The sequence below is a fragment of the Rhodoglobus aureus genome (assembly GCF_039527955.1).
Lineage (GTDB): Bacteria > Actinomycetota > Actinomycetes > Actinomycetales > Microbacteriaceae > Rhodoglobus > Rhodoglobus aureus.
This window is the reverse complement of the sequence record NZ_BAAAKW010000016.1, coordinates 43364-68237: the sequence shown is the minus strand read 5'-3', so window position 1 is coordinate 68237 and position 24874 is coordinate 43364. Positions and strand designations below refer to the sequence as shown.

The following is a 24874-nucleotide window of genomic DNA, read 5'->3' as shown; positions in this document are numbered from 1 at the left end:
ATGCCTGACCTGCCACCGTTAGGCCAACGACTCGCAGACGTCGACGACCAGATCGCGGATGCCGCACGCGCGGCATCTCGCGATCTGTCGTCGATCTCGAGAATCGTCATCACCAAGTTTCATCCTGCGAGCTTGGTGCGTGAGCTGCACGAACTCGGTGTGCGAGATTTCGGGGAGAGCCGGCACCAGGAGGCGCAGCCAAAAGTTGCTGAGCTTGCGGACCTCGATGCGCGCTGGAGCTTCGTGGGTCAGTTGCAGAGCAAAAAAGCACGCCAAGTGCGCGCCTACTGTCAGGCCATCCACTCGGTTGACCGCGACTCCTTGATCGCCGCGCTCACCAATGACGAGGCAGCCACCGCGCTCGACGTATTTGTGCAAGTCAACCTCACCGATGATCCAGGTCGTGGAGGAGTTCTTCCCAGCGAACTTGAAGGTTTCGCGGATCGTGTGGCTAGCGCCGCAGGAATCGAGCTGAGGGGCCTCATGGGCGTGGCTCCGCTCGGCGAGGACCCGCGACCCGCGTTCGCCGCTCTACGGGGGCTTTCCGAGCGCATAGGGGCCCAGCATCCGCACGCCCGTGCACTCTCCATGGGAATGTCAGGCGACTTCGCAGAAGCAATCGCCGAAGGTGCGACACACCTACGAATTGGCACGGCAATCACGGGAAAACGACCCGACCATGGTTAATCTCGAAGCAGAAGCTTCACCATTCGGAGGATTATCATGGCCAACCCACTGCGCAAGACAATGGTCTACCTCGGCCTCGCCGATGAAGACTACGAATACGAGCAGGGGCCGGTTGCGCCGGTTGCCCCTGTTGCAGCAGCACAGGCACCAGCGAGCTCTAATCGCGCGCCAGTCACTCCTTTGCGTCGCGCTGCGCCCAGTACTGCGGAGGCAGAGATGAACGAGATTTTGACGGTGCACCCGCGCCAATACAAAGACGCCCAGCTCATTGCTGAGAACTTCCGCGAGGGCATCCCCGTAATCATCAACCTCTCTCAGATGAGCGAGCCGGATGCTCGTCGCCTGGTCGACTTCGCGAGTGGCTTGTCACAGGGGCTCTACGGCAAGATCGAACGAGTCACCAGCAAGGTCTTCCTACTGTCGCCGGCACACGTTGCGGTTAGCGGTGAGCAGGCCGAGGTTGAGTCTGACGTCGACGCCTCGTTCTTCGCTCAGTAACCACTTTGCGCAGTGCCACCGAGTTTGACCGGTAACCTAGAAGAGTGAATCCGGTTTCAATTGTCGCCACGGTGGCCATCTTTGCCATCAACCTCTTCATGTTTGCGATGTGGGCTCGGTTTATTCTCGACCTTGTTGTCGTCTTCGCCAGAGGGTGGCGACCGAGCGGTGTCGGGCTTGTACTGTCGGAGATCGTGTTTACGATTACGGACCCACCCATCAAGGCGGTTCGCAAGGTTGTTCCGATGATTCGCATCGGCAGCGGTGCACTTGATTTGTCGTGGATGCTCGTCATGCTTGGGTGCATTATTCTCACCTCCATTTTGAGGGGCTTCCTGATCTAGCTTCGGCAGATGTACTCTTGTTCAGAGAGCATGCGGCAACAAGTCAGGATTCGTAGTTAGGATATGACTCAAACGTTAAACGTTGTGTATACGTTGAAAGAAAGTTTTAGAGGTGACGGCAATGGCTTTGACTCCAGAAGATGTGGTTAACAAGCGCTTTGAATCGACAAAATTCCGCGAGGGATATGACCAAGATGACGTCGATGACTTCCTCGACGAGGTCGTTGTTGAGTTGCGTCGACTTAACCAAGAGAACGACGAACTTCGTCAGCGTTTGACCGCTTCCGAGTCGCGTTCGAACGAACTGCAGCAGTCGACGAGCAACGCTCCCGCTGCCCCCGCGCCGGTTGCGGCGTCCGTTCCTGCGGCGATCGAGAGCGCACCGGCACCTTCTGCACCCGCACCTGAGCCCGTTTCGTCGGCTCTCGACGATGCCAGCAGCACCAACAACTTGCTCCAGCTCGCCCGCCGCCTGCACGAAGAGCACGTTCGTGACGGCATTGCAAAGCGCGACGCACTCATCGCTGAAGGTCAAGAATCCGCAGCAGAGATCCTTGCTGATGCAGAAGCTAAGCAGCGCGAACAGGTTGGCATGCTCGAGAAGGAGCGCGAAGCAATCGTCGGCACGCTAGATGAGGAACGTCAAGCGATTGAAAGCCGCATCGAGTCGCTGCAGAACTTTGAGCGTGAGTACCGCGAGAAGCTGAAGAGCTACATCGAGGGCCAGCTCCACGAGCTCGACTCCGATAGCCTCGTTTCCGCTGGAGCACCGGCTCAGGACTCTGCTCAGCAGGACTCTTCTCAGCAAGACTCTTCTCAGCAGGAATCTTCTCAGCAGGATGCCGCTCCTGCTGCTCAGTCAGCTGGCCACTTGTCACCCGAAGACTTCGCTGCGCCTCAGTCTGCTCAGCGGCCTCCGGCAAGCTTCACCGGTTTCTCCGGAAGCTAGTTTTTCGCACTGGCCGTCAGCAGTCGGTGAGAGCTTCGGCTCCGCCGCTGCTGGCGGCTTTCGTTATGTTTGCGCTCGAGTCGGAGAACTGGCCGCAGCGCAACATCCGTTATTACGTTGAGCACTAACCCAAGGAGCAGTAGTGGAAACCCGTAGTATGCCGGTTCCTGAAGGTCTTGCCGGGCAGCGAGTAGATGCAGCCTTAGCTAAGCTTCTTGGCTTCTCTCGGACGTTCTCCGCAGAGGTCGCTGAATCGGGCGGCGTGACGATGGATGGTGTCGAGGTCGGCAAGTCTGACCGCCTAGCTGAGGGCGCGTGGATTGAAGTCTCTTGGGTTTCAAAGACGGAGCCGCAAATTGTGCCTGTCATTCTCGATGCCCTGGGCATTGTTTACGACGATGAACATATCGTCGTCGTTGACAAGCCGGCCGGCGTCGCAGCCCACCCATCAATCGGATGGGACGGGGTGACTGTGCTGGGAGCGCTTGCCGGTGCTGGATACCGCATCTCAACCTCGGGCGCCGCTGAACGCGCAGGAGTCGTACACCGCCTCGATGCGGGAACGAGCGGTCTCATGGTGGTAGCGAAGTCAGAACTCGCCTACACGGAGCTCAAGCGCGCATTCCACGACCGCGAAGTGAACAAGATCTATCACTCCATCGTGCAAGGACATCCCGACCCGCTCGCGGGAACAATTGATGCGCCGATCGGTCGACATCCAGGGTCAAGCTGGAAGTTTGCGGTTGTCGCTGGTGGCAAAGACTCGATAACCCACTACGAGACGCTTGAAGCGTTTCCCTCTGCTGCTCTGGTCCAAGTGCAACTCGAAACCGGGCGCACCCATCAGATCCGGGTGCACATGGCAGCTCAGCGTCATCCCTGTGTTGGTGACAGCATGTATGGCACTGACCCCACGATTTCGGCCAGGCTTGGCCTGACTCGCCAATGGTTGCACGCTCACAAGCTCGGTTTCGCGCATCCAGCAACGGGCGAACAGGTGTTGTTCGAGTCGCCATATCCGGCTGACCTTCAGGCTGCACTTGAGGTGCTTCGGGCCGACTAGGGCGCGTCAGTTAGAGTCTGTTTGGAGTGCTGGCTTAGGCTGGATTTCGAAAGAATTCGGAGTGTCTGTGGCTGCTAATAACGACTCGTTTGTGCACTTGCACGTTCACAGCGAGTATTCGATGCTCGATGGTGCAGCGCGTGTCGGGCCATTGCTCGACGCTGCTGTTGAAGAGGGAATGCCGGCGATCGCGATCACCGACCACGGCAATATGTTTGGTGCCTACGACTTCTGGAAGTCGGCCACCGCCCGCGGCATTAAGCCGATTATCGGCACCGAGGCTTACATCACGCCAGGCACGGCTCGCAGCGACAAGACACGCGTGCGTTGGGGCGGCAGCCATCAGACTCGGGATGATGTTGGCGGCAGCGGTGCGTACACCCATATGACGTTGCTCTCTCAAAACAATGAGGGCATGCACAACCTGTTTCGCATGTCATCGAAGGCGTCGATCGAGGGTTTCTACTTCAAACCTCGAATGGATCGTGAGCTACTCAGCCAGTACTCCAAGGGCATTATCGCTACGACGGGTTGCGTCGGTGGCGAGGTTCAAACCAAGCTCCGCCTTGGTCTCTACGACGAGGCGCGACAGGCCGCAGCAGATTTCCAGGACATCTTCGGCAAAGAGAACTTCTTCGCTGAGATTATGGATCACGGCATCGACATCGAGCGCCGCACGATTCTCGATCTCATTAAGCTCGCTAAAGAGCTCGACATGCCCCTGCTTGCGACAAATGACTTGCACTACACGCACTCTCACGATGCGACCGCACACGCGGCACTGCTGTGCGTGCAGTCAGCGTCCACGCTCGATGACCCGAATCGTTTCAAGTTCGATTCGAACGAGTTCTACCTCAAATCGGCCGCTGAGATGCGCTCGTTGTTCCGCGAGCATCCTGAAGCCTGCGACAACACTCTCCTGATCGCTGAGCGCTGCGAAGTCAGTTTTGAGGGCCGCGACCTCATGCCACGCTTCCCGGTTCCCGAAGGGGAAACCGAGGCGACCTGGTTTGAAAAAGAGGTCGCACGTGGAATGAACAAGCGATTCAACAACGAACCATCCGACGCACACCTGGCGCAGGCCAAGTACGAGGTCGACGTAATCCAGCAGATGGGGTTCCCCGGTTACTTCCTGGTGGTCGCCGACTTCATTGAGTGGGCGAAAGCGCAGGGCATCCGCGTCGGACCCGGTCGTGGTTCTGCAGCGGGCTCGATGGCGTCGTATGCGGTCGGAATCACTGAGCTAGACCCACTGGCCCACGGGCTCATCTTCGAACGATTCTTGAACCCCGAACGTGTATCGATGCCCGACGTCGATGTCGACTTCGATGATCGGCGACGCGGCGAAGTCATCCGCTATGTCACCGACAAGTATGGTGACGACCGCGTTGCTCAGATCGTGACCTACGGAACGATTAAGGCAAAGCAGGCGCTGAAAGACTCTGCTCGAGTGCTCGGCATGCCCTATTCGGTGGGGGAGAAGCTCACCAAAGCGATGCCGCCGGCCATCATGGGTAAAGATATTTCGCTCCACGATGTGCGCAACAAGGATGCGCCACGGTACAAAGAAGCGGCGGATCTCCGAGGAATCGTCGACACCGACGCCGAAGCTGCCAAAGTCTTTGACACGGCTGTAGGGCTCGAAGGTCTGAAGCGCCAATGGGGCGTGCACGCTGCCGGCGTAGTCCTCTCGGCTGAGCCGTTGCTCGATGTGCTGCCCATCATGCGTCGCGAAGACGACGGTGCGATCATCACTCAGTTCGATCAGCCACCGCTCGAGAGCCTCGGCCTCATCAAGATGGACTTCTTGGGGCTGCGAAACCTCACCGTCATCGAAGACGCGCTCACGATGATCAAGGCGAACACTGGAACGCCACTGGTCATCGAAGACCTCGATCTGGATGCCGATCAAAAGACCTACGACCTGCTCGCCCGCGGCGACACCCTGGGGGTGTTCCAGCTGGATGGCGGGCCAATGCGTGCGCTGCTCAAGCAGCTTAAACCCACCAACTTCGAAGACATTTCCGCCGTGATCGCACTGTATCGCCCGGGCCCCATGGGAATGAACTCTCACACCAAGTACGCTCTGCGCAAGAACGGCTTGGAAGACATCGATGCGATCCATCCCGAGCTTGAAGAGCCGCTGAAGGACATTCTCGGCACCACTTTTGGTCTGATCGTGTACCAAGAGCAAGTGATGTCCGTTGCTCAAAAAGTTGCAGGATTCACGCTTGGTCAAGCAGACGTTTTGCGTCGCGCAATGGGCAAGAAGAAAAAGGAAGAGCTCGACAAACAGTTCATCGGCTTCGAAACCGGCATGCTCGACAACGGCTTCAGCAAAGAAGCCGTCAAGGTGCTGTGGGAAACCCTCATGCCGTTCGCCGACTACGCCTTCAACAAGGCTCACAGTGCCGGCTATGGCGTGCTCAGCTATTGGACCGCCTACCTCAAAGCCAACTATCCGGCCGAGTACATGGCAGCGCTACTCACGAGTGTCGGAGATTCTAAAGACAAGCTCGGAATGTATCTGAGTGAGTGCCGTCGCATGGGCATCAAAGTGCTGGCACCCGATGTCAACGAGTCCACCGTTAACTTCACTGCTGTTTCTGGCGACATCCGGTTCGGCCTCGGTGCTGTTCGTAACGTTGGTACCGCGGTGGTGGAGCAGATTGTTCGTGCGCGCACCGAAAAGGGTCGCTTCGAGTCATTCCACGACTACTTGCGCAAGGTTTCCATCCAAGTGGCGAACAAGCGCACGGTGGAATCTCTGATCAAATCGGGTGCATTTGACTCTCTGGGGGCAACCCGTCGCGGACTCCTTGAGATCCACGAGGATGCGTGCGACTCGGCAGTGAGCCTCAAACGCAACGAAGCCAACGGCCAAGTAGATCTGTTTGGCGGCATCTTTGATTTCGATGAAGACGATGATGGCGTGCCTGACCGGCCGGAGTGGTCAAAGCGCGACAAGCTCGCCTTCGAGCGCGAGATGTTGGGACTCTATGTGTCTGATCATCCGCTGTCGGGTCTCGAGCTTCAACTCGCGAAGCATCAGGATGCCACCATCACCGAGGTCTTGTCGGGCGATGTGGTCTCCGATGGCGAGCACGTGTCGATCGCGGGGCTTGTCACGAGTGTTCAGCACCGGGTTGCTCGAAACAGCGGCAACCAATACGGCATTGTCACGGTCGAAGACTTCGGTGGTGAGATTAGTGTCATGTTCCTAGGCAAGACCTATCAGGAGTTTGCTCCGGGGCTGGTCAATGACTCAATCGTTGTGGTTCGTGGGCGTGCAAGCGCCCGAGACGACGGAATGAACTTGCATGCAGTCAGCATGTTCTCACCAGAGCTCGGCCCAAGCTTGGGTTCCGGACCAATAGTGGTGTCGATCAATGAGCAACGGGCGACCACAGATGTGGTTGCGGGGCTCGGTGATGTACTCATTCGGCATGTCGGAGACGTCGAAGTGCGATTGCGCCTGGTTCGCGGTGACGTAGCGCGAGTCTTTGAGGTGCCCTATCGCGTCAAGGTCTCAGCCGATCTCTACGGCGAACTAAAGACGCTGCTCGGCCCTGGCTGCTTGGGTTAGTTCTCGAGAGCGTGCGGGCGCATGTAGGTGCGCTCATGGTAGAGCAAGGCTTCGTCTTCCTCGCCGAGGATGCCGTGATCGATCTCAACGACCACGACCGCGTTGTTGTGCACCGGGTGCACGTCTACGATGCGTCCAATTGCAATTGCCGTCGCGCCGTCGAGCAGTGGGAGACCGCTGTCATCGGCATGCCAGTGGTCGCCAACAAAGCGGAGGTCATGGTCGGCCGCCATGCGTTCTGCAAGATGACGACTTCGTGGTCCCAACATGTGAATCGCAACCTGATTGCCAACGGTGATGGCGGGCCACGAGCTCGAGACTTGAGCCATGTTGAAGGTGGCAAGTGGGGGAACGGCGGCCAACGACGCGAGGGACGTGGCTGTAAAACCCACCGGATGACCGTCGGGTGCGATCGAGGTCACTACCGCGACGCCAGCCGCGTGGCGCCTGAAGGCGCTCTTGAAAGCGTCGATTCCGTCTGTTGCTGCTGAATTTTCCATATGTCTTCTATCAAGCCTAATCGGCGTGCAAGAATTCCACGCGCAGAACGAACTAGCATGGTGGAGCCATGTCGCTGAATACAATCGATCTTCGTGCCGCCACTCTGAGCCGCGCTGAACTTTCCCGTGTCATCCCTCGTGCTCAAATGGACGTTTCGGCCGCCTCTGCTGCGGCGATTCAGCTCATTGACGATGTTCGTGAGCGAGGCGAACAGGCGCTGCTTGATCAGGCTGAACGCCTTGACCGGGTGCTACCTGATCGGGTGCGGATCCACGCGGATGAAATCACCCGTGCGACCCGCGCACTCGAGCCAGCTGTGCGCGAGGCTCTCGAACTTGCCATTGACCGTGTTCGCACCGCGAGCAAAGCCCAGGTTCCCCCACCGATCATGACCGAGCTCGGCGATGGCGCTGAGATCGTGCAGCGTTGGCAGCCCGTCAATCGCGTTGGACTCTATGTTCCTGGCGGCAAGGCGGTTTACCCGTCGAGCGTGATCATGAATGTGGTGCCTGCACAGGTCGCCGGCGTTTCTTCGGTAGCGCTGGCATCACCTCCGCAGCGCCTTTTTGGGGGAGCGGTGCATCCAACAATCCTTGGTGCCGCAGGCTTGCTTGGCGTTGACGAGGTCTACGCGATGGGCGGCGCGGGAGCCATTGGCGCGTTCGCCTACGGAATCCCAGATCTGGGGCTCGATCCCGTTGACATGATCACCGGTCCGGGGAACGTTTATGTTGCGGCAGCTAAGCGCGCGGTTCGGGGCATGGTCGGCATCGACTCCGAGGCTGGTCCGACCGAAATTTTGATCATTGCGGATGCGGATGCTGACCCTCGACTGGTCGCTGCAGACCTGCTGAGCCAAGCCGAACACGATGAGCTTGCAGCCGCAGTCTTGGTCACGGACTCCGAGGAGTTGGCGGATGCCGTGCGCATCGAGCTGGCCAAGCAACTTGCTGCGACGTCACACTCTGTGCGCGCAGGAACTGCCCTTGAAGGCCAGCAGTCCGCAATTGTGCTGGTGAGCGACATGGTGGCCGCCGCGGCGCTGAGCAATGCGTATGGGCCCGAGCACCTCGAAATCCAGACCGAGGAGCCTGGCACTGTTCTCGACATGATCGACAACGCCGGTGCGATCTTCCTCGGCGCGCAGTCGCCAGTGAGCCTCGGCGACTATTTGGCGGGTTCCAATCACGTGCTTCCCACCGGTGGTCAGTCGCGCTTCTCGTCAGGACTCGGCGCATATACCTTCTTGCGCCCCCAGCAAGTGATTCGCTATAGCCACGATGCCTTGCAAGCTCTCGAGCCGCACATTGCCGCTCTGAGCGCCGCGGAGCATCTACCCGCACACGGGGCTGCGGTAAGTGCGCGGTTCCCAGACCACTAACCGGGTACGCTTGACCCACTATGTATTGCCCTTTTTGCAGGCATCCCGATAGCAGGGTTGTCGATTCTCGCACGAGCGACGATGGCCTTTCGATTCGTCGACGCCGACAGTGCCCCGAGTGCGGGCGACGATTCTCGACGACCGAGACGGCATCACTCAATGTGATCAAACGCAACGGTGTCGTGGAGTCGTTCAGTCGCGAAAAAATCGTCAGCGGTGTGCGCAAGGCATGCCAGGGGCGACCAGTTACTGACGGCGATTTGGCAGTGCTTGCTCAGAAGGTCGAAGAGTCAATTCGTGCCACAGGTGCCGCCCAGATCGATGCGAACGAAATTGGCTTGGCGATTCTTTCGCCACTGCGAGATCTCGACGAAGTCGCGTATCTTCGGTTCGCTAGCGTCTACCAAGCCTTCGATTCGCTCGAGGACTTCGACTTGGCCATCAGCCAGCTTCGTCTGGATCACGGCACCACCACCTAGCTTGGCCCCGTTGTCGACCACTGTCTTCTATCGCTGAGAGCATCGCTGCCCATGTATGACTTTTTCTTCCGCACTGTTCTCAAGCGACTCGACCCCGAGTTCGCGCATTCCCTAGCTTTTGCGGTGATCCGAACGCTTCCCGTGATTGGGCTTGGCCGTTTACAGCAGCGCACACCAGATTCGGTGCTTCATGTTGAGACGCTCGGTCTGAGTTTCGATTCGCCTTTTGGGGTCGCTGCAGGATTCGATAAGTCTGGTGTCGGCATTCAGGGTCTAGGGCAATTGGGCTTCAGCCATGTTGAAGTGGGAACGATTACTGCCCTTCCGCAGCCGGGAAACCCTAAACCGCGGCTCTTTCGCCTTGTTGCCGACCGTGGTGTTATTAACCGAATGGGCTTCAACAATGCGGGCGCGGCTAAAGCAGCTGTGATTATTGAGCGTGAACGGCGGCGTACACAGCGACCCGTAATCGGAATCAACATTGGCAAGTCGCGAGTCGTTGCTGTTGAGGATGCTGTTGCCGACTACCTCACGAGCGCTCGAGCGCTCGCCCCCCTTGCCGACTATCTGGTCGTGAATGTGAGCTCGCCAAACACTCCGGGGCTCCGTGGGTTGCAAGAGATCGACAAGCTCAAGCCGTTGCTTACGGCAGTGAAGTCTGCCGCCGGCGTTACCCCGGTGCTTGTCAAGATAGCCCCGGATGTTACGGATGACGAAGCTGCGGCAATTGCACGACTTGCCGTCGAAGAACTCGATGGCATCATCGCGACGAATACGACGCTCTCTCGCAAAGGGCTCGTAACCGAACCTGACATCATCGAAGCTGCTGGCACCGGTGGGGTGTCGGGTAAACCTGTTGCTGCGCGGTCGCTAGAGCTATTGCGAGTGATCCGCGGTGTCGTACCTGCCGAGTTCTGTGTGATCTCGGTCGGTGGTATCGAAACGGCTGAGGATGTCGCTGAGCGCCTGCGAGACGGTGCAACGCTCGTTCAGGGCTACACCGGATTCATCTACCGCGGCCCCTTCTGGGCGCGGTCGATTAATCGCAGGCTTGCAACACTCCTACGTGCTGAGCGCGCGGCCTGACCAACGTCGCACGGTCGTGCGATCGCCGCGTTGGGTGATGAGCGCGAGGCCTAGCTCGGGAATTGCCCGCGCTTGACCTGTGGCTTGGGTAGTCGCATGATGCGTAGCTGCAATGAACGCATCGCGGCGTACCACCGCACCTTCTCAACGCGTGACTCGCCAAACTTTTCGGCGATCTTGCGGCGGAGGCGAAGTCCAAGCAGGATTGCGTCGATGGTTGCGACGATGAAGAAGCCCCACAGCGCAAACAGTCCAAATACCTGCACTTCGGGCTGCGGGAAGAGCGTCAAGATGATGACCACAAACATCGCGGGAACCAGTAGTTCTCCGACGCTAAAGCGGGCGTCTACATAGTCGCGAACGTAGCGCTTTTGAGGGCCACGGTCCCGAACCGGCAGGTATTTCTCTTCACCGTTGGCCATGCCGACGCGAGCCCGTTCACGCTCAGCCTGCATTTGCGTGCGTGCCTGGCGACGGGCCTGCTTGCGGTCGTCAGAGACGAGCGGGCGCTGGTTGGCCGCTTCGCGTTCTTTGCGCGTTGGGGTCGGGCGTCCCTTTCCGGCGACACTTTCGTGGTCAGCCGGGGTTTCGGGAGTTGAGTTGCTATCGGACGAAGATGCTTTTGCCACTAGGTTCCTTGCGTTGATGTCAATCTAAGATTACCCGTATGACTCACACGCCGCAGCCGACGTCCGCGTCGACGACTCTCGATCCGCTATTCGATTCACTTTCTGAGGCTGTTGTTGCGGCAATGCCAGCAACGATTGCGGAGTTGTCATCGCTTGTGCGAATCCCTTCAGTGTCGTGGGATGGCTTCGATTCGGAGCAGGTTCAGCGCAGCGCCGAGGCTGCCAAAGCACTAATCGAGGGCATTGGCGTTTTCGACAGCGTGGAACTAGCGCGGGCACCGATTGATGAGAACACCCTCGGTCATCCGGCGCTTCTTGCTACGCGCACGGCTAAGAATGGCAAGCCAACAATTCTTTTGTATGCCCATCATGATGTGCAGCCGCCCGGCCAGGATGCGGACTGGGATTCGCCTCCGTTCGAGCCGACCGTGCGCGGCGATCGCCTCTACGGCCGTGGCACCGCCGATGACAAAGCGGGCATCATGGCCCACGTCGCCGCGATCCGCGCCTTCGTTGCAACTGTGGGTAAAGATTTCGATCTCGGACTCGTGGCATTCTTCGAGGGAGAAGAAGAGTTCGGCTCGCGCTCGTTCGCGAACTTCATCACCGAGAATCGCGACAAGCTTGCCGCTGATGTCATCGTCGTAGCTGATTCTGACAACTGGGACATCAACACCCCGTCGCTCACCGTGGGGTTGCGCGGAAACGTCACGTTCAAGCTCAAGGTCTCGACGCTTGCTCACGCCTCACACTCTGGAATGTTCGGGGGAGCGGTGCCGGATGCGATGCTAGCGACCGTAAAGCTCCTTTCTACCCTGCACGATGAGGCCGGTGCCGTTGCAGTGGATGGACTGATCACCCGCGATGGCGAGACGCCCGAATACAGCGAAGAAAAGTTGCGGAATGAGGCCGGACTGCTCGAGGGCGTTCGCTCAGTGGGCACCGGTAGCGTGCTCAGCCGGCTCTGGGATAAGCCGGCCATCACGATCACAGGCATTGATGCGCCGACAGTAATGAACGCATCCAACACTCTGTCGCCGAGCGTTACCGTGAAACTCAGTGCGCGTATTGCGCCGGGTCAGGACCCCAATGACGCATTCGATGCCCTGCAAGCCCACTTTGAAGCCAACGTTCCTTTTGGGGCTCACCTTGAGATCTCGGATGTCAACCGTGGCAGCCCATTCCTGGTCGATACCAGCAGCTGGGCCGTTGAGGTCGTGAGCGCTGCGATGCACGAGGCGTGGGGCAATGAGCCTCTTCAGACTGGAATCGGCGGATCGATTCCTTTCATCTCCGACCTCGTTGACGTGTTTCCGGAGGCGCAGATATTGGTTACGGGAGTTGAGGACCCTGAGTCGCGTGCGCACAGCCCAAACGAGTCGCTGCATTTGGGGGTTTTCAAACGCGCCATCCTTACGGAGGCGCTGCTGCTCGCAAAGTTGGAACGTCGGGCGTAGAATCGGGTCATGACTGAAACCGCTGTTGAAACTGCTGCCCACGGAGTTGCACTGACTCAGGCTGCCACGGACAAGGTCCGTAGCCTGATGTCGCAAGAGGGTCGCGATGACCTGCGCTTACGTCTGGCTGTTCAGCCGGGCGGATGCTCTGGGCTCATCTACCAGCTCTACTTCGACGAGCGCGTTCTCGACGGTGACGTGAGCGTTGACTTCGGTGACGGCGTAGAAGTCGTTGTCGACAAGATGAGCGTTCCGTACCTTGACGGTGCAAGCATCGACTTCGAAGACACCATCGAGAAGCAGGGTTTCACTATCGACAACCCGAACGCTGAGGGCAGTTGCGCCTGTGGTGACAGTTTCAACTAATTTCACAGCAATTTTTTGAGAAGGTGCGCCGATTTGGTGCACCTTTTCACTTGTATGGGGCGAGCCGGTAATCATGAGACCGTCTGGCTCCCTATAGACTGGACAGGTATTAGTCCGTGTTCTTCGAGAGGTCACAGGTGCGCTCTAACCGCCGAATTCGATGGGCAGCGATCCCCATCGCTCTGGTTACGATGCTGGTCTTGGCCGGTTGTACCCAGGATCAACTTCAGGGTTACCTCCCAGGAGATCCCGAAACCACTAGCAACACGAGTCGCGTTATAGGGCTTTGGGTTACGTCGTGGATCGTGCTTTTGATCGTGGGTGTCATTACGTGGGGCCTCATCATCTGGACCGCCGTTGTCTACCGTCGTCGTCGCGGACAGACCGGGCTTCCCGTTCAGTTGCGGTACAACATGCCGATCGAGATCTTCTACACAATCGTTCCGCTGATTCTGGTAATCGGCTTTTTCGCGTTCACCGCTCGTGACCAAGCAGCGATCGAGCGTGTCGAGGTCAATCCCGACGTTTCGATCGAGGTCGTTGGAAAGCGTTGGGCGTGGGACTTCAACTACATCGATGAGAATGTCTACAGCCCTGGCGTTCAGGCTGACTTCAACCCCGACGGCACGATCAACGTGGACTCATTGCCACAGTTGGTTCTTCCTGTCGACAAGAAGGTTGAAATCAAGATCGAATCGCGCGACGTGATTCACTCCTTCTGGGTGGTCGACTTCTTATACAAGAAGGACATGGTCCCCGGCAAGAGCAACTACATGTACTTCATTCCTACTAAGGAAGGCACCTATCAGGGCAAGTGCGCTGAGCTGTGTGGCGAGTACCACTCACTCATGCTCTTCACTGTCAAGGTTGTCTCCGAAACCGAGTACGAGGACTACATCGATGGCCAGCGTGCCGCCGGCTACGAGGGTCAACTCGGTATTGACTACAACGTGAACCAGAACTTGCCCGGCAACGGCAGCAGCGACGAGGAATAGGGCTCATGAGCGTTGAACATAAGGGCAATGTCTTGGTGAACTGGGTCACCTCGACGGACCACAAAACTATCGGGTACATGTACCTGATCACCTCCTTCTTCTACTTCCTCCTCGGCGGGGTGATGGCTCTCGTCATCCGCGCGCAGCTCTTTCAGCCAGGCCTGGCAGTTGTTGCAACCGGTGAGCAATACAACCAGCTGTTCACGATGCACGGCACAATCATGCTGCTGATGTTTGCGACGCCACTCTTTGCGGGTTTCGCCAACGTGCTCATGCCCCTACAGATCGGCGCGCCGGATGTTGCGTTCCCGCGACTCAACGCTTTCGCTTACTGGCTTTACAGCTTTGGTTCGCTGATTGCTGTCGCTGGATTCCTTACTCCGCAGGGTGCAGCATCCTTCGGTTGGTTTGCCTACGCCCCGCTTTCGACCACGACGTTCTCACCCGGTATTGGCGGAAACCTGTGGGTATTCGGCCTTACGATGAGCGGCTTCGGAACCATTCTCGGTGCCGTCAACTTCATCACCACGATCACCACGATGCGTGCACCTGGCATGACGATGTTCCGCATGCCCATCTTCACGTGGAACACGCTCGTTACTTCGCTGCTCGTACTCATGGCGTTCCCCGTTCTAGCTGCAGCACTCTTCGGCCTTGGAGCCGATCGAGTAGCCGGCGCACACATATATGACCCCGCAAACGGTGGGGTCATCCTGTGGCAGCACCTATTCTGGTTCTTCGGCCACCCCGAGGTTTATATCATCGCGCTCCCGTTCTTCGGAATCGTCTCTGAAGTGTTCCCGGTCTTCAGCCGCAAGCCAATTTTCGGTTACTCGACTCTGATCTACGCGACAATTTCAATCGCGGCTCTCTCCGTCACGGTTTGGGCTCACCATATGTATGTCACGGGATCGGTATTGCTACCGTTCTTCTCCCTCATGACAATGCTCATCGCGGTGCCGACAGGGGTAAAGATCTTCAACTGGATCGGCACGATGTGGCGAGGCTCAATTACCTTTGAGACCCCTATGTTGTGGGCAATCGGATTCCTCGTTACCTTCACCTTCGGTGGACTCACCGGCGTGATCTTGGCTAGCCCCCCGCTCAACTTCGTAGTGTCCGACACCTACTTCGTCGTTGCGCACTTCCATTACGTGGTGTTCGGTACCGTCGTCTTCGCAATGTTCAGTGGATTCTACTTCTGGTGGCCTAAGTGGACCGGAAAAATGCTCAATGAGCGACTAGGAAAGATCCACTTTTGGTTGCTGTTTATCGGTTTCCATACGACGTTCCTTATCCAGCACTGGATTGGCGTTGTTGGGCTTCCTCGTCGTTATCGCACCTACCTCGAAGAGGATGGTGTGACGTGGATGAACCAGGTGTCAACGATCGGCGCGTTTATCCTCGCTGTATCGATGATCCCCTTCCTCTACAACGTGTACATCACTGCACGAAAGGCGCCTCGCGTCACCGTTGATGACCCGTGGGGCTACGGCCGTTCGCTCGAGTGGGCCACCAGCTGCCCGCCGCCGCGCCACAACTTCACCTCGATTCCGCGAATTCGTTCGGAGTCCCCAGCGTTCGATTTGAATCACCCTGAAGCAGGAATTCCTGTCGGAATCGGCCCAGGCAAAGATGCTCCGGATGCACCCGTATACGATCTCGCGGACGAGAAGGTGAAATAGCTCATGAAGGCTAACGTCAAGCTTTATTGGATTCTGACCGTCTTCTTCTTCCTTGTTGCGGCTCTTTACACAGTTTGGTCGCTCCTTGACCAGGCACATCAGCGAGTTGAGTGGGTAGGAACGATCGCTCTGCTTCTTAGCGGACTGCTGTGGGCACTGATCGCCTTCTACTTGGGCAAAGTACATAGCGCACAGGGCGCAGAGCTCGCAGAGGACCGTCTCGATGCCAACATTGAAGATGGTGATGCAGAGCAGGGACACTTCAGCCCGTGGAGCTGGTGGCCCATCGTGCTCGCCGCATCCGTGTCCCTCGTGTTCTTGGGCGTAGCGATCGGACCATGGATTGCGTTCATCGGTGGCGGAATTCTCATCGTTAGCCTCGTAGGGTGGACGTATGAGTACTACCGCGGATACTTCGCACGCTAATACTGTGCAGATACGTTCTGCGACCGCGGCTGATGCTGGCCCGGTATTCGAGCTTCTCAAGCAGCTAGGCACCGAGTACGCACCGGACCGTGCGGCGTACGACGCGAGCTTCGCGCATGCCGTAGACGATCAAGCCACCACTCTTATGCTGGTTGCTGAACAGCCGGGTACTGGCGTTGTTGGCTATGCTTTCGCGACCATCGCGCACTTGCTCCACACCAACGGAAGTTCAGCTCAACTGCAAGAACTCGTTGTGGATGGCACAGTTCAGAGCTCGGGCATCGGCACACGCCTCGTTGAGGCCGTCGAAGCAGTGTGCTTAGAGCGCGGCGTTCGACAACTCACCGTTCCTAGCCGTGGCTCCGCCGACTTCTTCGAGCGAATCGGTTACCGTTCGACGGCCGACTTCCTTAAGCGCGTCTTCGACTAAAAGCTGCGTTCGCCGCCCTGGGTTCCTAGCTCTGAGCCGGGAAGGCGCACGCGTGTTTCTGCGCTGTGGCGCGAACGACCGCGGGCTCCTGCCGAGGGCACGTGTCACGCGGCCCCGTCTGGTTCCCGCCGGCGGTCGCTGTATCCGGGCTATAACGACCTTTCGCGCTGTACAGACGCCCCCATCTCGCTTGCCGCTTGCCGGCGGGAGTATCCGGCCAGGACTCAGCATCCTTAAACGCACTGTGAGCCCTGACGGAGAGTATCCGTCAGAGCCCACAGTGCGTTTGTGTGGCGGAGAGCTAGTGGTGCCCGTCCTTTGATTCTTCGATCTCGCCCTTAGATACGGGCGCGATACGGTCTTCGAAGAACCACCGCGATGCGGATGCGCGCAGTCGCTGGCCGCCAGAGATCTTGCCTTCAGCGTTCGGGCGGATCATCAACGGCTTGTAGTCGTCGAAAGTAACGAGCTTCCAGCGCTCGTACTCGTCGAGCTGCTCGTGAACTTCGATGTACTCACCGTGCGGCAGGCGCACGATTCGACCGGACTCGTAGCCGTGGAGTGCGATCTCGCGATCCTTCTTCTGCAGACCCAAGCATACGCGCTTCGTGAGGAAGTACGCGATGATCGGGCCGAAGATCAGCAGCGCCTGGGAGGAGAGGATGACTCCCTCAATAGTCAGCTTGAAGTGCGTCGCTATCAGGTCGGAACTCGCTGCGGCCCAGAGGACTGCGTAGAACGTGACACCTGCTGCACCGATCGCGGTTCGCGTCGGTGCGTTGCGGGGACGGTCAGCGATGTGGTGCTCACGCTTGTCACCTGTAACCCACGCCTCGATGAAGGGGTAGAAGGCAACGATCGCGATGAAGAGCCCGAGGATGACTAGTGGCGCGATGATGTTGAACGACCACAAGTGCCCGAGCCATACGGTTTCCCACCCTGACGGAACAAGTCGGAGGGCTCCGTCGGCGAATCCGATGTACCAGTCAGGCTGAGTACCCGCAGATACAGGGGAGGGGTCGTATGGTCCGTAGACCCACACCGGGTTGATCGAGAACGTGGACGCGATCAGCGTGATCACACCGAAGACGATGAAGAAGAATCCACCGGCCTTCGCAGCGAAGCCAGGCATGACGGGTGAACCGACAACATTGTCGTTGGTGCGACCGGGGCCGGCGAACTGGGTGTGCTTGTTGATCACGAGCAGCAGCATGTGCACGCCGATTGCCGCAATGATGATCGCAGGCAACAGCATGATGTGCAGGATGTAGAGGCGGCTGATGATGTCTACACCCGGGAACTCTCCGCCAAACAGCAGGTACGAGATCCACGTTCCGATAACCGGGATCCCCTTGACCATTCCGTCGATGATGCGCAGACCGTTACCGGAGAGCAGGTCATCGGGCAGTGAGTAGCCGGTGAAGCCTTCGGCCATTGCGAGGATGAAGAGAACAAAACCAATGAGCCAGTTGATCTCACGTGGCTTGCGGAACGCACCGGTGAAGTACACGCGAAGCATGTGCAAGCCGATCGCTGCCACGAAGAGCAACGCAGCCCAGTGATGTACCTGACGCATCAGGAGACCACCGCGAATGTCAAAGGAGATATCGAGAGTCGACGCCATAGCGACAGACATCTCGATGCCCTTGAGCGGCGCGTAGGAGCCGTCGTATTCGACCTCGACCATGGAGGCTTCGAAGAAGAACGTAAGGAACGTTCCCGACAGAAGAATCACGATGAAGCTGTAGAGGGCTACCTCACCGAGCATAAATGACCAGTGGTCGGGGAAGATCTTGCGACCTACCTCTTTGGCGAGACCAGAGATGCTGGTGCGCTCATCAATGTAGTTCGCTGCAGCTGAAGTGAAACGCTGGCCGCGCGACTTTTGCTGTGCGCTCTGGGTGGGTGTGGTTGTCATAGCGGGCGCTCCCAGAAGCTTGGTCCGACGGGCTCTTTGAAGTCGCTCTGTGCAATGAGGTAGCCCTCTGCGTCGACCGAGATCGGCAATTGCGGAAGTGGACGTGCGGCTGGCCCGAAGATCACTGCGGCTTCCCGCGTGATGTCGAACTGCGACTGGTGGCAGGGGCACAGCAAGTGGTGGGTCTGCTGCTCGTAGAGAGCAACCGGGCATCCGACGTGCGTGCATATTTTGGAGAAAGCAATGATTCCGTCATAGCTCCAGCTTTCACGTCCCTCAGAAGGTTTTAGGTCCTCGGGCTTGAGGCGCACGAGAAGTACGGCAGCCTTGGCCTTCTCCTCAATTCGGTGTTCAGAGTCATTGATTCCCTCAGGGATGACTTGGAATGCCGAGCCAAGTGTGACGTCCGAAGCCTTGATGGGGGTGCCGCTAGGGTCTTGCGCGAGGCGCATGCCCTTATCCCAGAACGTGTGCCGGAGAAGCGGAACTGGGTCTTCCTCTGGAGCAAGGTCGCGGAATAGAGCGATTGCAGGAAGAGGCGTGACGACGAGAGCACCAATAAGGGTGTTGCGAAGCAGTGTGCGTCGGCCGAAGCCGGACTCCTTATTGCCGAGCGTGAAGACCTCGATGGCCTTGGCGCGAGTTTCATCGCTACCGCGGGTACCGTGACGCTGCTCAACGAGGTCGTGGCCCTCCATGAGCGACTTTGACCAATGCACTGCACCGATTCCGATGCCGAGCAGTCCCATCGTGATTCCGAGACCAAGGAACAGGGTGTTGTTACGAACCGACTGCATGTTGCCCGGCTCGATGGGAAATGCAATGTACGCGGCTACGGCGAGCACACTTCCGATGATGGAAACGAAGAAGAGCGCTGAAACGCGGCGCTCCTGCTGCCGATCAACCTTAGGATCGAGATCGGTCACGCGTGGGCGGTACGGAGGGAACCCAGGGTTGGGTACTTCGTCGGTTGCGACGACAGCGGTGCCTGCATCGTGTGCAGAAGCGCTGTGCTGCGCGACGTCCTTACCCGCAGCGATGCTGCCGGCGGTGTCGCCGTGGTCGTCTGCCATTCTTATCCCTTCAACCGTCCGCTGTGTAGCGGCCGCTAACTAGTTTGACTTAGCCGTGAGCCAGACCGTGATTGCCACGATCCCGCCGAGACCGAAAATCCAGATGAACAGTCCCTCTGAAACGGGGCCGAGAGACCCGAGGGTAAATCCACCGACTGACGGCGTCTCATCCAAGTACTTGAGGTACGTGATGATGTCGGCCTTCTCTTCAGGCGTGAGGTTGGTGTCGTTGAACACAGGCATGTTCTGCGGGCCCGTGAGCATAGCTTCGTATGTGTACTTGGGGGCTATGTCCGCAAGCGGCGGAGCATATTTGCCTTCGGTGAGCGCTCCACCGGCACCGGCAACGTTGTGGCACATTGCACAGTTGTTAACGAAAAGCTGGGCTCCGTTTGAGACATCGGCCTCACCCGTGAGGTACATGTCCGCCGGGATAGCGGGGCCGGGACCTTTCGAAGCGACAAATACTGCAAGCGCTTGAATCTGCTCTTCGGTGAACTGAACAGGCTTCCTTTCTGCCTGCGGACCAGTGAAGGCTAGTGGCATACGGCCGGTTCCGACCTGGAAATCGGTAGCAGCTGCACCGACACCGATCAACGTCGGCCCCTGGGTGGTTCCTTGAAGGTTGAGTCCGTGACACGTGGCACAGTTCGCTACGAAGAGCTTCCCGCCTTCTTCAACCAGTGCCTCGGCGGAGGCGTTGGTCTCTGCTGTGGCGCTTGAGGTGAAGAGCGCGTAGGCGCCACCTGTGCCGACGAGACCGACGAGCAACAGGGCTACGGTCGCAAGAGGATGGCGTCGACCGACAGGTCGTGACCTGCGAGACGCGCGGACTGCCGATGAGGCCATTGCTTTATTTCCGTTTCTCATTTGAGCACGTAGATGATGAGGAAGAGGCCGATCCAGACCACGTCGACGAAGTGCCAGTAGTACGAAACAACGATCGCGGTTGTTGCTTCTTTATGACCGAAGTTTTTGACTGCGAATCCGCGCCCTAGTACGAGCAGGAAGGCAATGAGGCCGCCGGCAACGTGAAGTCCATGGAATCCGGTGGTGATGTAAAAGGCCGAGCCGTAAGAGTCGCTCGAGAGGCTGACATACTCAGATACGAGCGTTGCGTACTCGAAGACCTGACCGGTAACGAATACGGCGCCCATGGCGTAGGTGAGGAAGAACCACTCGGTCATTCCCCACTTGCGCATATCGAAAAGCTTGCCTGTGCGGTGCACCTGCATGCGCTCCGCAGCAAACACACCAAATTGGCAGGTCACCGACGAGAGCACGAGGATGATCGTGATCGTGGTGGCGAACGGCACATTGAGCTTCTCAGTCTGCTCAGCCCACAACCCAGGCGAAGTGGACCTCAGAGTGAAGTAAATGGCGAAGAGGCCAGCGAAGAACATCACCTCGCTTCCGAGCCAGACGATGGTTCCGACCGCAACAATGTTCGGTCGTTGGACAGACTGGGCTCCGAGCGAGCGATTGAGGGCAGCTGTGGTCACCTACCTATTATGGCGGATATCTCCGGGTTCGTTTTTCAATCTCCGGCCAGTCGCACAGCATCGTTAGTATTTCAGTTATGGCATCTACCCCAACTTGGCCCGAAATCCTTAGTTCTCTCGTCTCGGGCAGCGATTTGTCTATCAGTCAGGCCGAGTGGGCAATGAAATCCGTAATGAACGGAGAAGCGACATCTGCCCAGCTTGCCGCCATGCTTATTGCCCTCCGCATTAAGGGCGAAACGGTCGATGAAATAGTTGGATTTCGAGATGCAGCACTCGCAAGCGCTCTACCGTTGCCCGTAGATCCGATGGCTCTGGACATCGTGGGCACAGGAGGAGATCCCTATGGCGCAGTGCTGAATATCTCCTCAGTTGCGTCGATAATTGCTGCTGCTGGCGATGTGCCAGTGATCAAGCACGGGAACCGTGCGGCGAGCAGCAAGAGCGGAGCATCCGATGTTCTCAGTGCTTTGGGGTTGAATCTTGATCTCACTCCGGAGCGGGTCGCTGAGGTGCTCGACGAAGTGGGCATCACGTTTGTTTACGCGGCGCTCTTTCACCCTGGCTTCGCGCATGCCGGCCCCACCCGGCGCGAGCTGGCAATACCGACTCTTTTCAACATTCTTGGTCCACTGTGTAATCCCGCACGTCCACAGGCCTCCGCAGTTGGTGTGGGAAGCCGCGAACGGGTAAGCCTGCTTGTCGGCGTGTTTCAAACGCGCGGTGCAACGGCGCTCGTGTACCGCGGGGATGATGGCATCGACAAGCTCACCACCACCGGCCACAGTCACGTCTGGGAGGTATCGCGAGGTTTCGTGACAGAACACGATCTAGATCCGCTTGAGCTCGGCATCCCGCGTGCGCCGATCGAAGCGCTGCTCGGCAGGGACCCCGAGCACAATGCACAAGTAATTCGATCGGTACTTGCCGGTGAAAAGTCGCCAGCACGAGACGTTGTGCTGCTCAACGCTGCGGCCGGACTCGCGTCGTTCAATCTCGCGCAAGATCCCGAACAGAGCCAGCGACCGCTGCTGGTGCGTCTTCGTGAGCAGCTCGACCGTACTGAAGACCTGGTCGACTCCGGGCGCGCGAGTGCAAAACTCGATGAATGGGTTGCGGCTACCAACCGCTAGACGGTCGATTTGGGCGGCCGAGTCCGGCGGATTAGTCGGTGTCTTCGTCAACCCAGTCGAGGGTCTTCGAAATCGCCTTTTTCCAGTTGCGCAGCAGTCGCTCACGCTCCTCGGCAGGCATGCTCGGCTCCCACCGCTCGCCCTCTTGCCAGTTGGTGCGAAGCTCGTCAATTCCGCTCCAATAGTTAACGGCAAGCCCCGCAGCGTAGGCGGCACCGAGTGCAGTCGTTTCTGCGACAACCGGGCGAATAACCGGCAAGTTCAGGATGTCCGCCTGAAACTGCATGAGCGCGGAGTTGGCGACCATGCCTCCATCGACGCGCAATTCGGTCATCGCAACATCGGCATCCGCGTTAGCCGCGTCGACAACGTCGCTGGTCTGGAATGCGGTGGCCTCGAGCGCGGCGCGGGCAATATGACCCTTGTTAGCAAAACGGGTGAGTCCGAGAATCGCACCCCGGGCATCCGGTCGCCAATGTGGGGCAAAAAGTCCGGAGAATGCGGGCACAAAGTAGACACCGCCGTTGTCATCAACGGATGCCGCGAGTGTTTCCACCTCTTCAGAACGGGAGATGATGCCCAGATTGTCGCGCAACCATTGCACCAGCGAGCCAGTAACCGCAATTGAGCCTTCGATCGCGTATCGGGGAGCCTCGTCGCCGAGCTGGTAGGCGAGAGTCGTGATGAGCCCATTTGTGGAGTGCACGATCTCTGTGCCCGTATTCGTGAGCAAGAAGTTGCCGGTGCCATAAGTGTTTTTAGAGTCGCCGGCGTCAAAAGCGGCCTGACCAAACGTTGCCGCCTGCTGATCACCAAGGATGCCAGCAACGGGCACCTCGCGCAGCAGGCTCGAGCTCGAGACCGTGCCGTAAACCTCTGAAGAGCTGCGGATCTCGGGCATGAGCGTCGCCGGAATCTTGAGCTCGGCAAGAATCTCTTCGCTCCAGGTGCGCGTCTCAAGATCCATGAGCAGCGTGCGGCTTGCGTTGGTGATGTCGGTGGCGTGGACGCCGCCATCAGGGCCACCAGTGAGATTCCAGAGCACCCAGGTGTCGGGGGTTCCGAAGGCAAGTTCGCCAGCTTCGGCACGTTCACGAACTCCGTCGACGTTGTCGAGCATCCACACAATTTTGGATGCCGAAAAATACGTCGCTAGCGGAAGCCCGGTCTTCTTCTTGAACCTGTTGGTGTCGCCGTCAGCGATGCGGTCGATGATCGCTTGCGTGCGGGTGTCTTGCCAGACGATGGCGTTGTAGACAGGTTCGCCGGTGGCGCGATCCCAGATGATGGTGGTTTCACGTTGGTTGGTGATGCCGACGGCAGCGATGCTGTGGCGGGTGATATTCGCTTTGGAGAGCGCTTGACCGATGACTTCGCGTGTGTTGTTCCAGATTTGAGTAGCGTCGTGCTCAACCCAGCCCGCTTTGGGGAAGATCTGATCATGTTCCAGCTGGCCAGAGGTGACCGGATTGCCGTCGTGATCGAAGATGATCGCGCGCGTGCTTGTGGTGCCCTGGTCGATTGAGAGTATGTAGTCCACTGTTTCTCCTCAGTTCTCAGTTTGGGGCGCGTCTGGAGTTCTTAAACCGCGTTGACATACAGCCAGGTGCCATTCTCGCGAACGAAGCTGCTGTTTTCGTGTTGTTGGTCAGCAATTCCGTCGTGCCGGTAGTGGGCGCGGAATTCGACCGTGCCGCGAGTGTCGAGCATGCTGCCGCCGGTGCGCGAGACGATATCGAGTCGGTGCCAGCGCACAGCCGGGTCATGTTCGAGAATTCGGGGACGTGTTGACGGATGCCACGTTTTCAGCAAATAGGTGATCTCACCCAGCACATAGGCGCTGTACCGCGAGCGCATGAGCCGTTCAGCCGTGGGGACGAGGGCATCGCCGCGATGGAAACGCCCGCAACACTCGTCGTAGGTTTCTCCGGACTGGCAGGGGCACACTCGCATCTTCCCAGATTAGCCACTAGCGGGCCAGTGTCGCTAAGCGTGGAGAAGCACAGGTGCCACCAGTCAATAGAAACGTCTCAGGGGGAGAGATTCTTGCTCGCGGTTAGAGATAGGTGGTCGCGAGAAGTTGGTCGATGATTCCGATCTCATAGTTCTGGAATGAAGACATGAGGTCCGCAGTCGAGCGAACTACGCTCGTGGCTGCATTTTCACGTGCACTGGCAGCCATGTGCATGCCACCAACGTGGTGGGCACGCATGAGGCTGAGAAAAAGACGACCCTGAGCCATTCCCGTTGTCGTGCTGAGTAAAATCACTTGCTCGTCGGTTGCGAGACCGGTCATCTCAGCAGCAGGAATCTCCATGCCTATCCAGGCCATGACGGTCTTCGGCGGAGCAGTACTTTCTCCCCAGACGGTGAGCCAGGTGTACATCACACCCCGTTCGTACGACTGATTTTGCAGGATTTCTGTGGCCAGCGATTGCACTGAATCACCGTTGTCGCGCCCCAAGACCCGCTGGCACAGAGCGAGCGCTTGTGCGTGATGAAGGGCCATGTCTGTGAAGAAGCCAATGTCGGTCTCGTTTGGCGTCTCCAGCGAATCCGTCTCGTTGGCGGCGGGCGCGCCGCACGCTGCCAACGCGGTTCCGGTCACGGCCAGCATGCCAAACGCAAGGAAGTTACGTCTGGCGGGGTTGGTGACCGCTTCAGTTCTTCGGATAGCGGTCCGCAC

General features: G+C 58.3%; 25 protein-coding genes. 16 read left to right on the top strand and 9 right to left on the bottom strand.

Annotated elements, in window-relative coordinates:
* The 6 genes from ABD112_RS03210 (at position 1) to dnaE (ending at position 7127) form a co-directional block, all read left to right on the top strand.
* Positions 1–687 carry a YggS family pyridoxal phosphate-dependent enzyme gene (locus ABD112_RS03210; protein WP_343923114.1) on the top strand — a complete coding sequence of 229 codons (687 nt, stop codon included), beginning with the start codon at positions 1–3 and terminating at the stop codon, positions 685–687.
* A gap of 36 nt (positions 688–723) precedes the next feature.
* A complete protein-coding gene (locus ABD112_RS03205) occupies positions 724–1185 on the top strand; it encodes a cell division protein SepF (protein WP_343923112.1) in 462 nt (153 codons plus the stop codon).
* A gap of 44 nt (positions 1186–1229) precedes the next feature.
* Positions 1230–1529 carry a YggT family protein gene (locus ABD112_RS03200; RefSeq protein WP_343923110.1) on the top strand — a complete coding sequence of 100 codons (300 nt, stop codon included), beginning with the start codon at positions 1230–1232 and terminating at the stop codon, positions 1527–1529.
* Between the two features lie 121 nt (positions 1530–1650).
* Positions 1651–2478 (top strand): DivIVA domain-containing protein, encoded by an 828-nt coding sequence (locus ABD112_RS03195; protein ID WP_343923109.1) that lies wholly within the window; start codon positions 1651–1653, stop codon positions 2476–2478.
* A gap of 142 nt (positions 2479–2620) precedes the next feature.
* Positions 2621–3541 (top strand): RluA family pseudouridine synthase, encoded by a 921-nt coding sequence (locus tag ABD112_RS03190; RefSeq protein ID WP_343923108.1) that lies wholly within the window; start codon positions 2621–2623, stop codon positions 3539–3541.
* Between the two features lie 121 nt (positions 3542–3662).
* Entirely contained in the window at positions 3663–7127 is a 3465-nt protein-coding gene (gene dnaE / locus ABD112_RS03185; protein ID WP_425563793.1) for a DNA polymerase III subunit alpha, read from the top strand.
* On the opposite strand, the gene ABD112_RS03180 is transcribed toward dnaE, so the two are convergent.
* A complete protein-coding gene (locus ABD112_RS03180; protein WP_343923106.1) occupies positions 7124–7627 on the bottom strand; it encodes a flavin reductase family protein in 504 nt (167 codons plus the stop codon). The genes dnaE and ABD112_RS03180 overlap by 4 nt on opposite strands.
* 68 nt (positions 7628–7695) lie before the next feature.
* Between ABD112_RS03180 and hisD the strand changes: the two genes are divergently transcribed.
* The 3 genes from hisD to ABD112_RS03165 are packed head-to-tail and all read left to right on the top strand — an operon-like array spanning position 7696 to position 10574.
* A complete protein-coding gene (hisD, locus tag ABD112_RS03175; protein ID WP_343923104.1) occupies positions 7696–9009 on the top strand; it encodes a histidinol dehydrogenase in 1314 nt (437 codons plus the stop codon).
* A 20-nt stretch (positions 9010–9029) separates the two neighbouring features.
* Complete coding sequence (gene nrdR / locus ABD112_RS03170) at positions 9030–9488, top strand: transcriptional regulator NrdR (RefSeq protein WP_343923103.1); 459 nt, start codon at positions 9030–9032, stop codon at positions 9486–9488.
* 51 nt (positions 9489–9539) lie between these two features.
* Positions 9540–10574 (top strand): quinone-dependent dihydroorotate dehydrogenase, encoded by a 1035-nt coding sequence (locus ABD112_RS03165; RefSeq protein ID WP_343923102.1) that lies wholly within the window; start codon positions 9540–9542, stop codon positions 10572–10574.
* Between the two features lie 50 nt (positions 10575–10624).
* Here ABD112_RS03165 and ABD112_RS03160 read toward each other — a convergent pair whose 3' ends face one another.
* Complete coding sequence (locus tag ABD112_RS03160; RefSeq protein WP_343923101.1) at positions 10625–11203, bottom strand: DUF3043 domain-containing protein; 579 nt, start codon at positions 11201–11203, stop codon at positions 10625–10627.
* A gap of 38 nt (positions 11204–11241) precedes the next feature.
* On the opposite strand from ABD112_RS03160, the gene ABD112_RS03155 reads away from it, so the two are divergent.
* The 6 genes from ABD112_RS03155 (at position 11242) to ABD112_RS03130 (ending at position 16562) form a co-directional block, all read left to right on the top strand.
* Positions 11242–12660, top strand: coding sequence for a dipeptidase (locus tag ABD112_RS03155; RefSeq protein WP_343923099.1), 1419 nt, complete (start codon positions 11242–11244; stop codon positions 12658–12660).
* Between the two features lie 9 nt (positions 12661–12669).
* The gene (locus ABD112_RS03150; protein ID WP_343923097.1) at positions 12670–13026 is read left to right on the top strand and encodes a HesB/IscA family protein; all 357 of its coding nucleotides are present in this window, start codon (positions 12670–12672) and stop codon (positions 13024–13026) included.
* Between the two features lie 137 nt (positions 13027–13163).
* The gene (gene ctaC / locus ABD112_RS03145) at positions 13164–14021 is read left to right on the top strand and encodes an aa3-type cytochrome oxidase subunit II (protein ID WP_486374863.1); all 858 of its coding nucleotides are present in this window, start codon (positions 13164–13166) and stop codon (positions 14019–14021) included.
* Between the two features lie 5 nt (positions 14022–14026).
* Positions 14027–15706, top strand: coding sequence for an aa3-type cytochrome oxidase subunit I (gene ctaD, locus ABD112_RS03140; RefSeq protein ID WP_343923094.1), 1680 nt, complete (start codon positions 14027–14029; stop codon positions 15704–15706).
* A 3-nt stretch (positions 15707–15709) separates the two neighbouring features.
* The gene (locus ABD112_RS03135) at positions 15710–16132 is read left to right on the top strand and encodes a cytochrome c oxidase subunit 4 (RefSeq protein WP_343923092.1); all 423 of its coding nucleotides are present in this window, start codon (positions 15710–15712) and stop codon (positions 16130–16132) included.
* On the top strand, positions 16101–16562 hold the full coding sequence (locus ABD112_RS03130) for a GNAT family N-acetyltransferase (protein WP_343923090.1): 462 nt from the start codon (positions 16101–16103) through the stop codon (positions 16560–16562). The genes ABD112_RS03135 and ABD112_RS03130 overlap by 32 nt, the downstream gene beginning before the upstream one ends.
* Positions 16563–16863: 301 nt before the next feature.
* Here ABD112_RS03130 and qcrB read toward each other — a convergent pair whose 3' ends face one another.
* The 4 genes from qcrB to ctaE are packed head-to-tail and all read right to left on the bottom strand — an operon-like array spanning position 16864 to position 21055.
* A complete protein-coding gene (gene qcrB / locus ABD112_RS03125) occupies positions 16864–18480 on the bottom strand; it encodes a cytochrome bc1 complex cytochrome b subunit (RefSeq protein WP_343923088.1) in 1617 nt (538 codons plus the stop codon).
* Positions 18477–19553 (bottom strand): cytochrome bc1 complex Rieske iron-sulfur subunit, encoded by a 1077-nt coding sequence (qcrA, locus tag ABD112_RS03120; protein WP_343923086.1) that lies wholly within the window; start codon positions 19551–19553, stop codon positions 18477–18479. The genes qcrB and qcrA overlap by 4 nt, the downstream gene beginning before the upstream one ends.
* 39 nt (positions 19554–19592) lie before the next feature.
* Entirely contained in the window at positions 19593–20402 is an 810-nt protein-coding gene (qcrC, locus tag ABD112_RS03115; protein WP_343923085.1) for a cytochrome bc1 complex diheme cytochrome c subunit, read from the bottom strand.
* Between the two features lie 17 nt (positions 20403–20419).
* Complete coding sequence (ctaE, locus tag ABD112_RS03110) at positions 20420–21055, bottom strand: aa3-type cytochrome oxidase subunit III (RefSeq protein WP_343923083.1); 636 nt, start codon at positions 21053–21055, stop codon at positions 20420–20422.
* A gap of 77 nt (positions 21056–21132) precedes the next feature.
* Between ctaE and trpD the strand changes: the two genes are divergently transcribed.
* Complete coding sequence (trpD, locus tag ABD112_RS03105) at positions 21133–22188, top strand: anthranilate phosphoribosyltransferase (RefSeq protein ID WP_343923081.1); 1056 nt, start codon at positions 21133–21135, stop codon at positions 22186–22188.
* Positions 22189–22219: 31 nt separating this feature from the next.
* On the opposite strand, the gene glpK is transcribed toward trpD, so the two are convergent.
* From glpK to ABD112_RS03090, 3 genes are all read right to left on the bottom strand, one after another.
* The gene (glpK, locus tag ABD112_RS03100; protein WP_343923079.1) at positions 22220–23728 is read right to left on the bottom strand and encodes a glycerol kinase GlpK; all 1509 of its coding nucleotides are present in this window, start codon (positions 23726–23728) and stop codon (positions 22220–22222) included.
* Positions 23729–23769: 41 nt separating this feature from the next.
* A complete protein-coding gene (locus tag ABD112_RS03095) occupies positions 23770–24141 on the bottom strand; it encodes a YchJ family protein (protein ID WP_343923077.1) in 372 nt (123 codons plus the stop codon).
* A 103-nt stretch (positions 24142–24244) separates the two neighbouring features.
* Entirely contained in the window at positions 24245–24874 is a 630-nt protein-coding gene (locus ABD112_RS03090) for a DUF305 domain-containing protein (RefSeq protein ID WP_343923075.1), read from the bottom strand.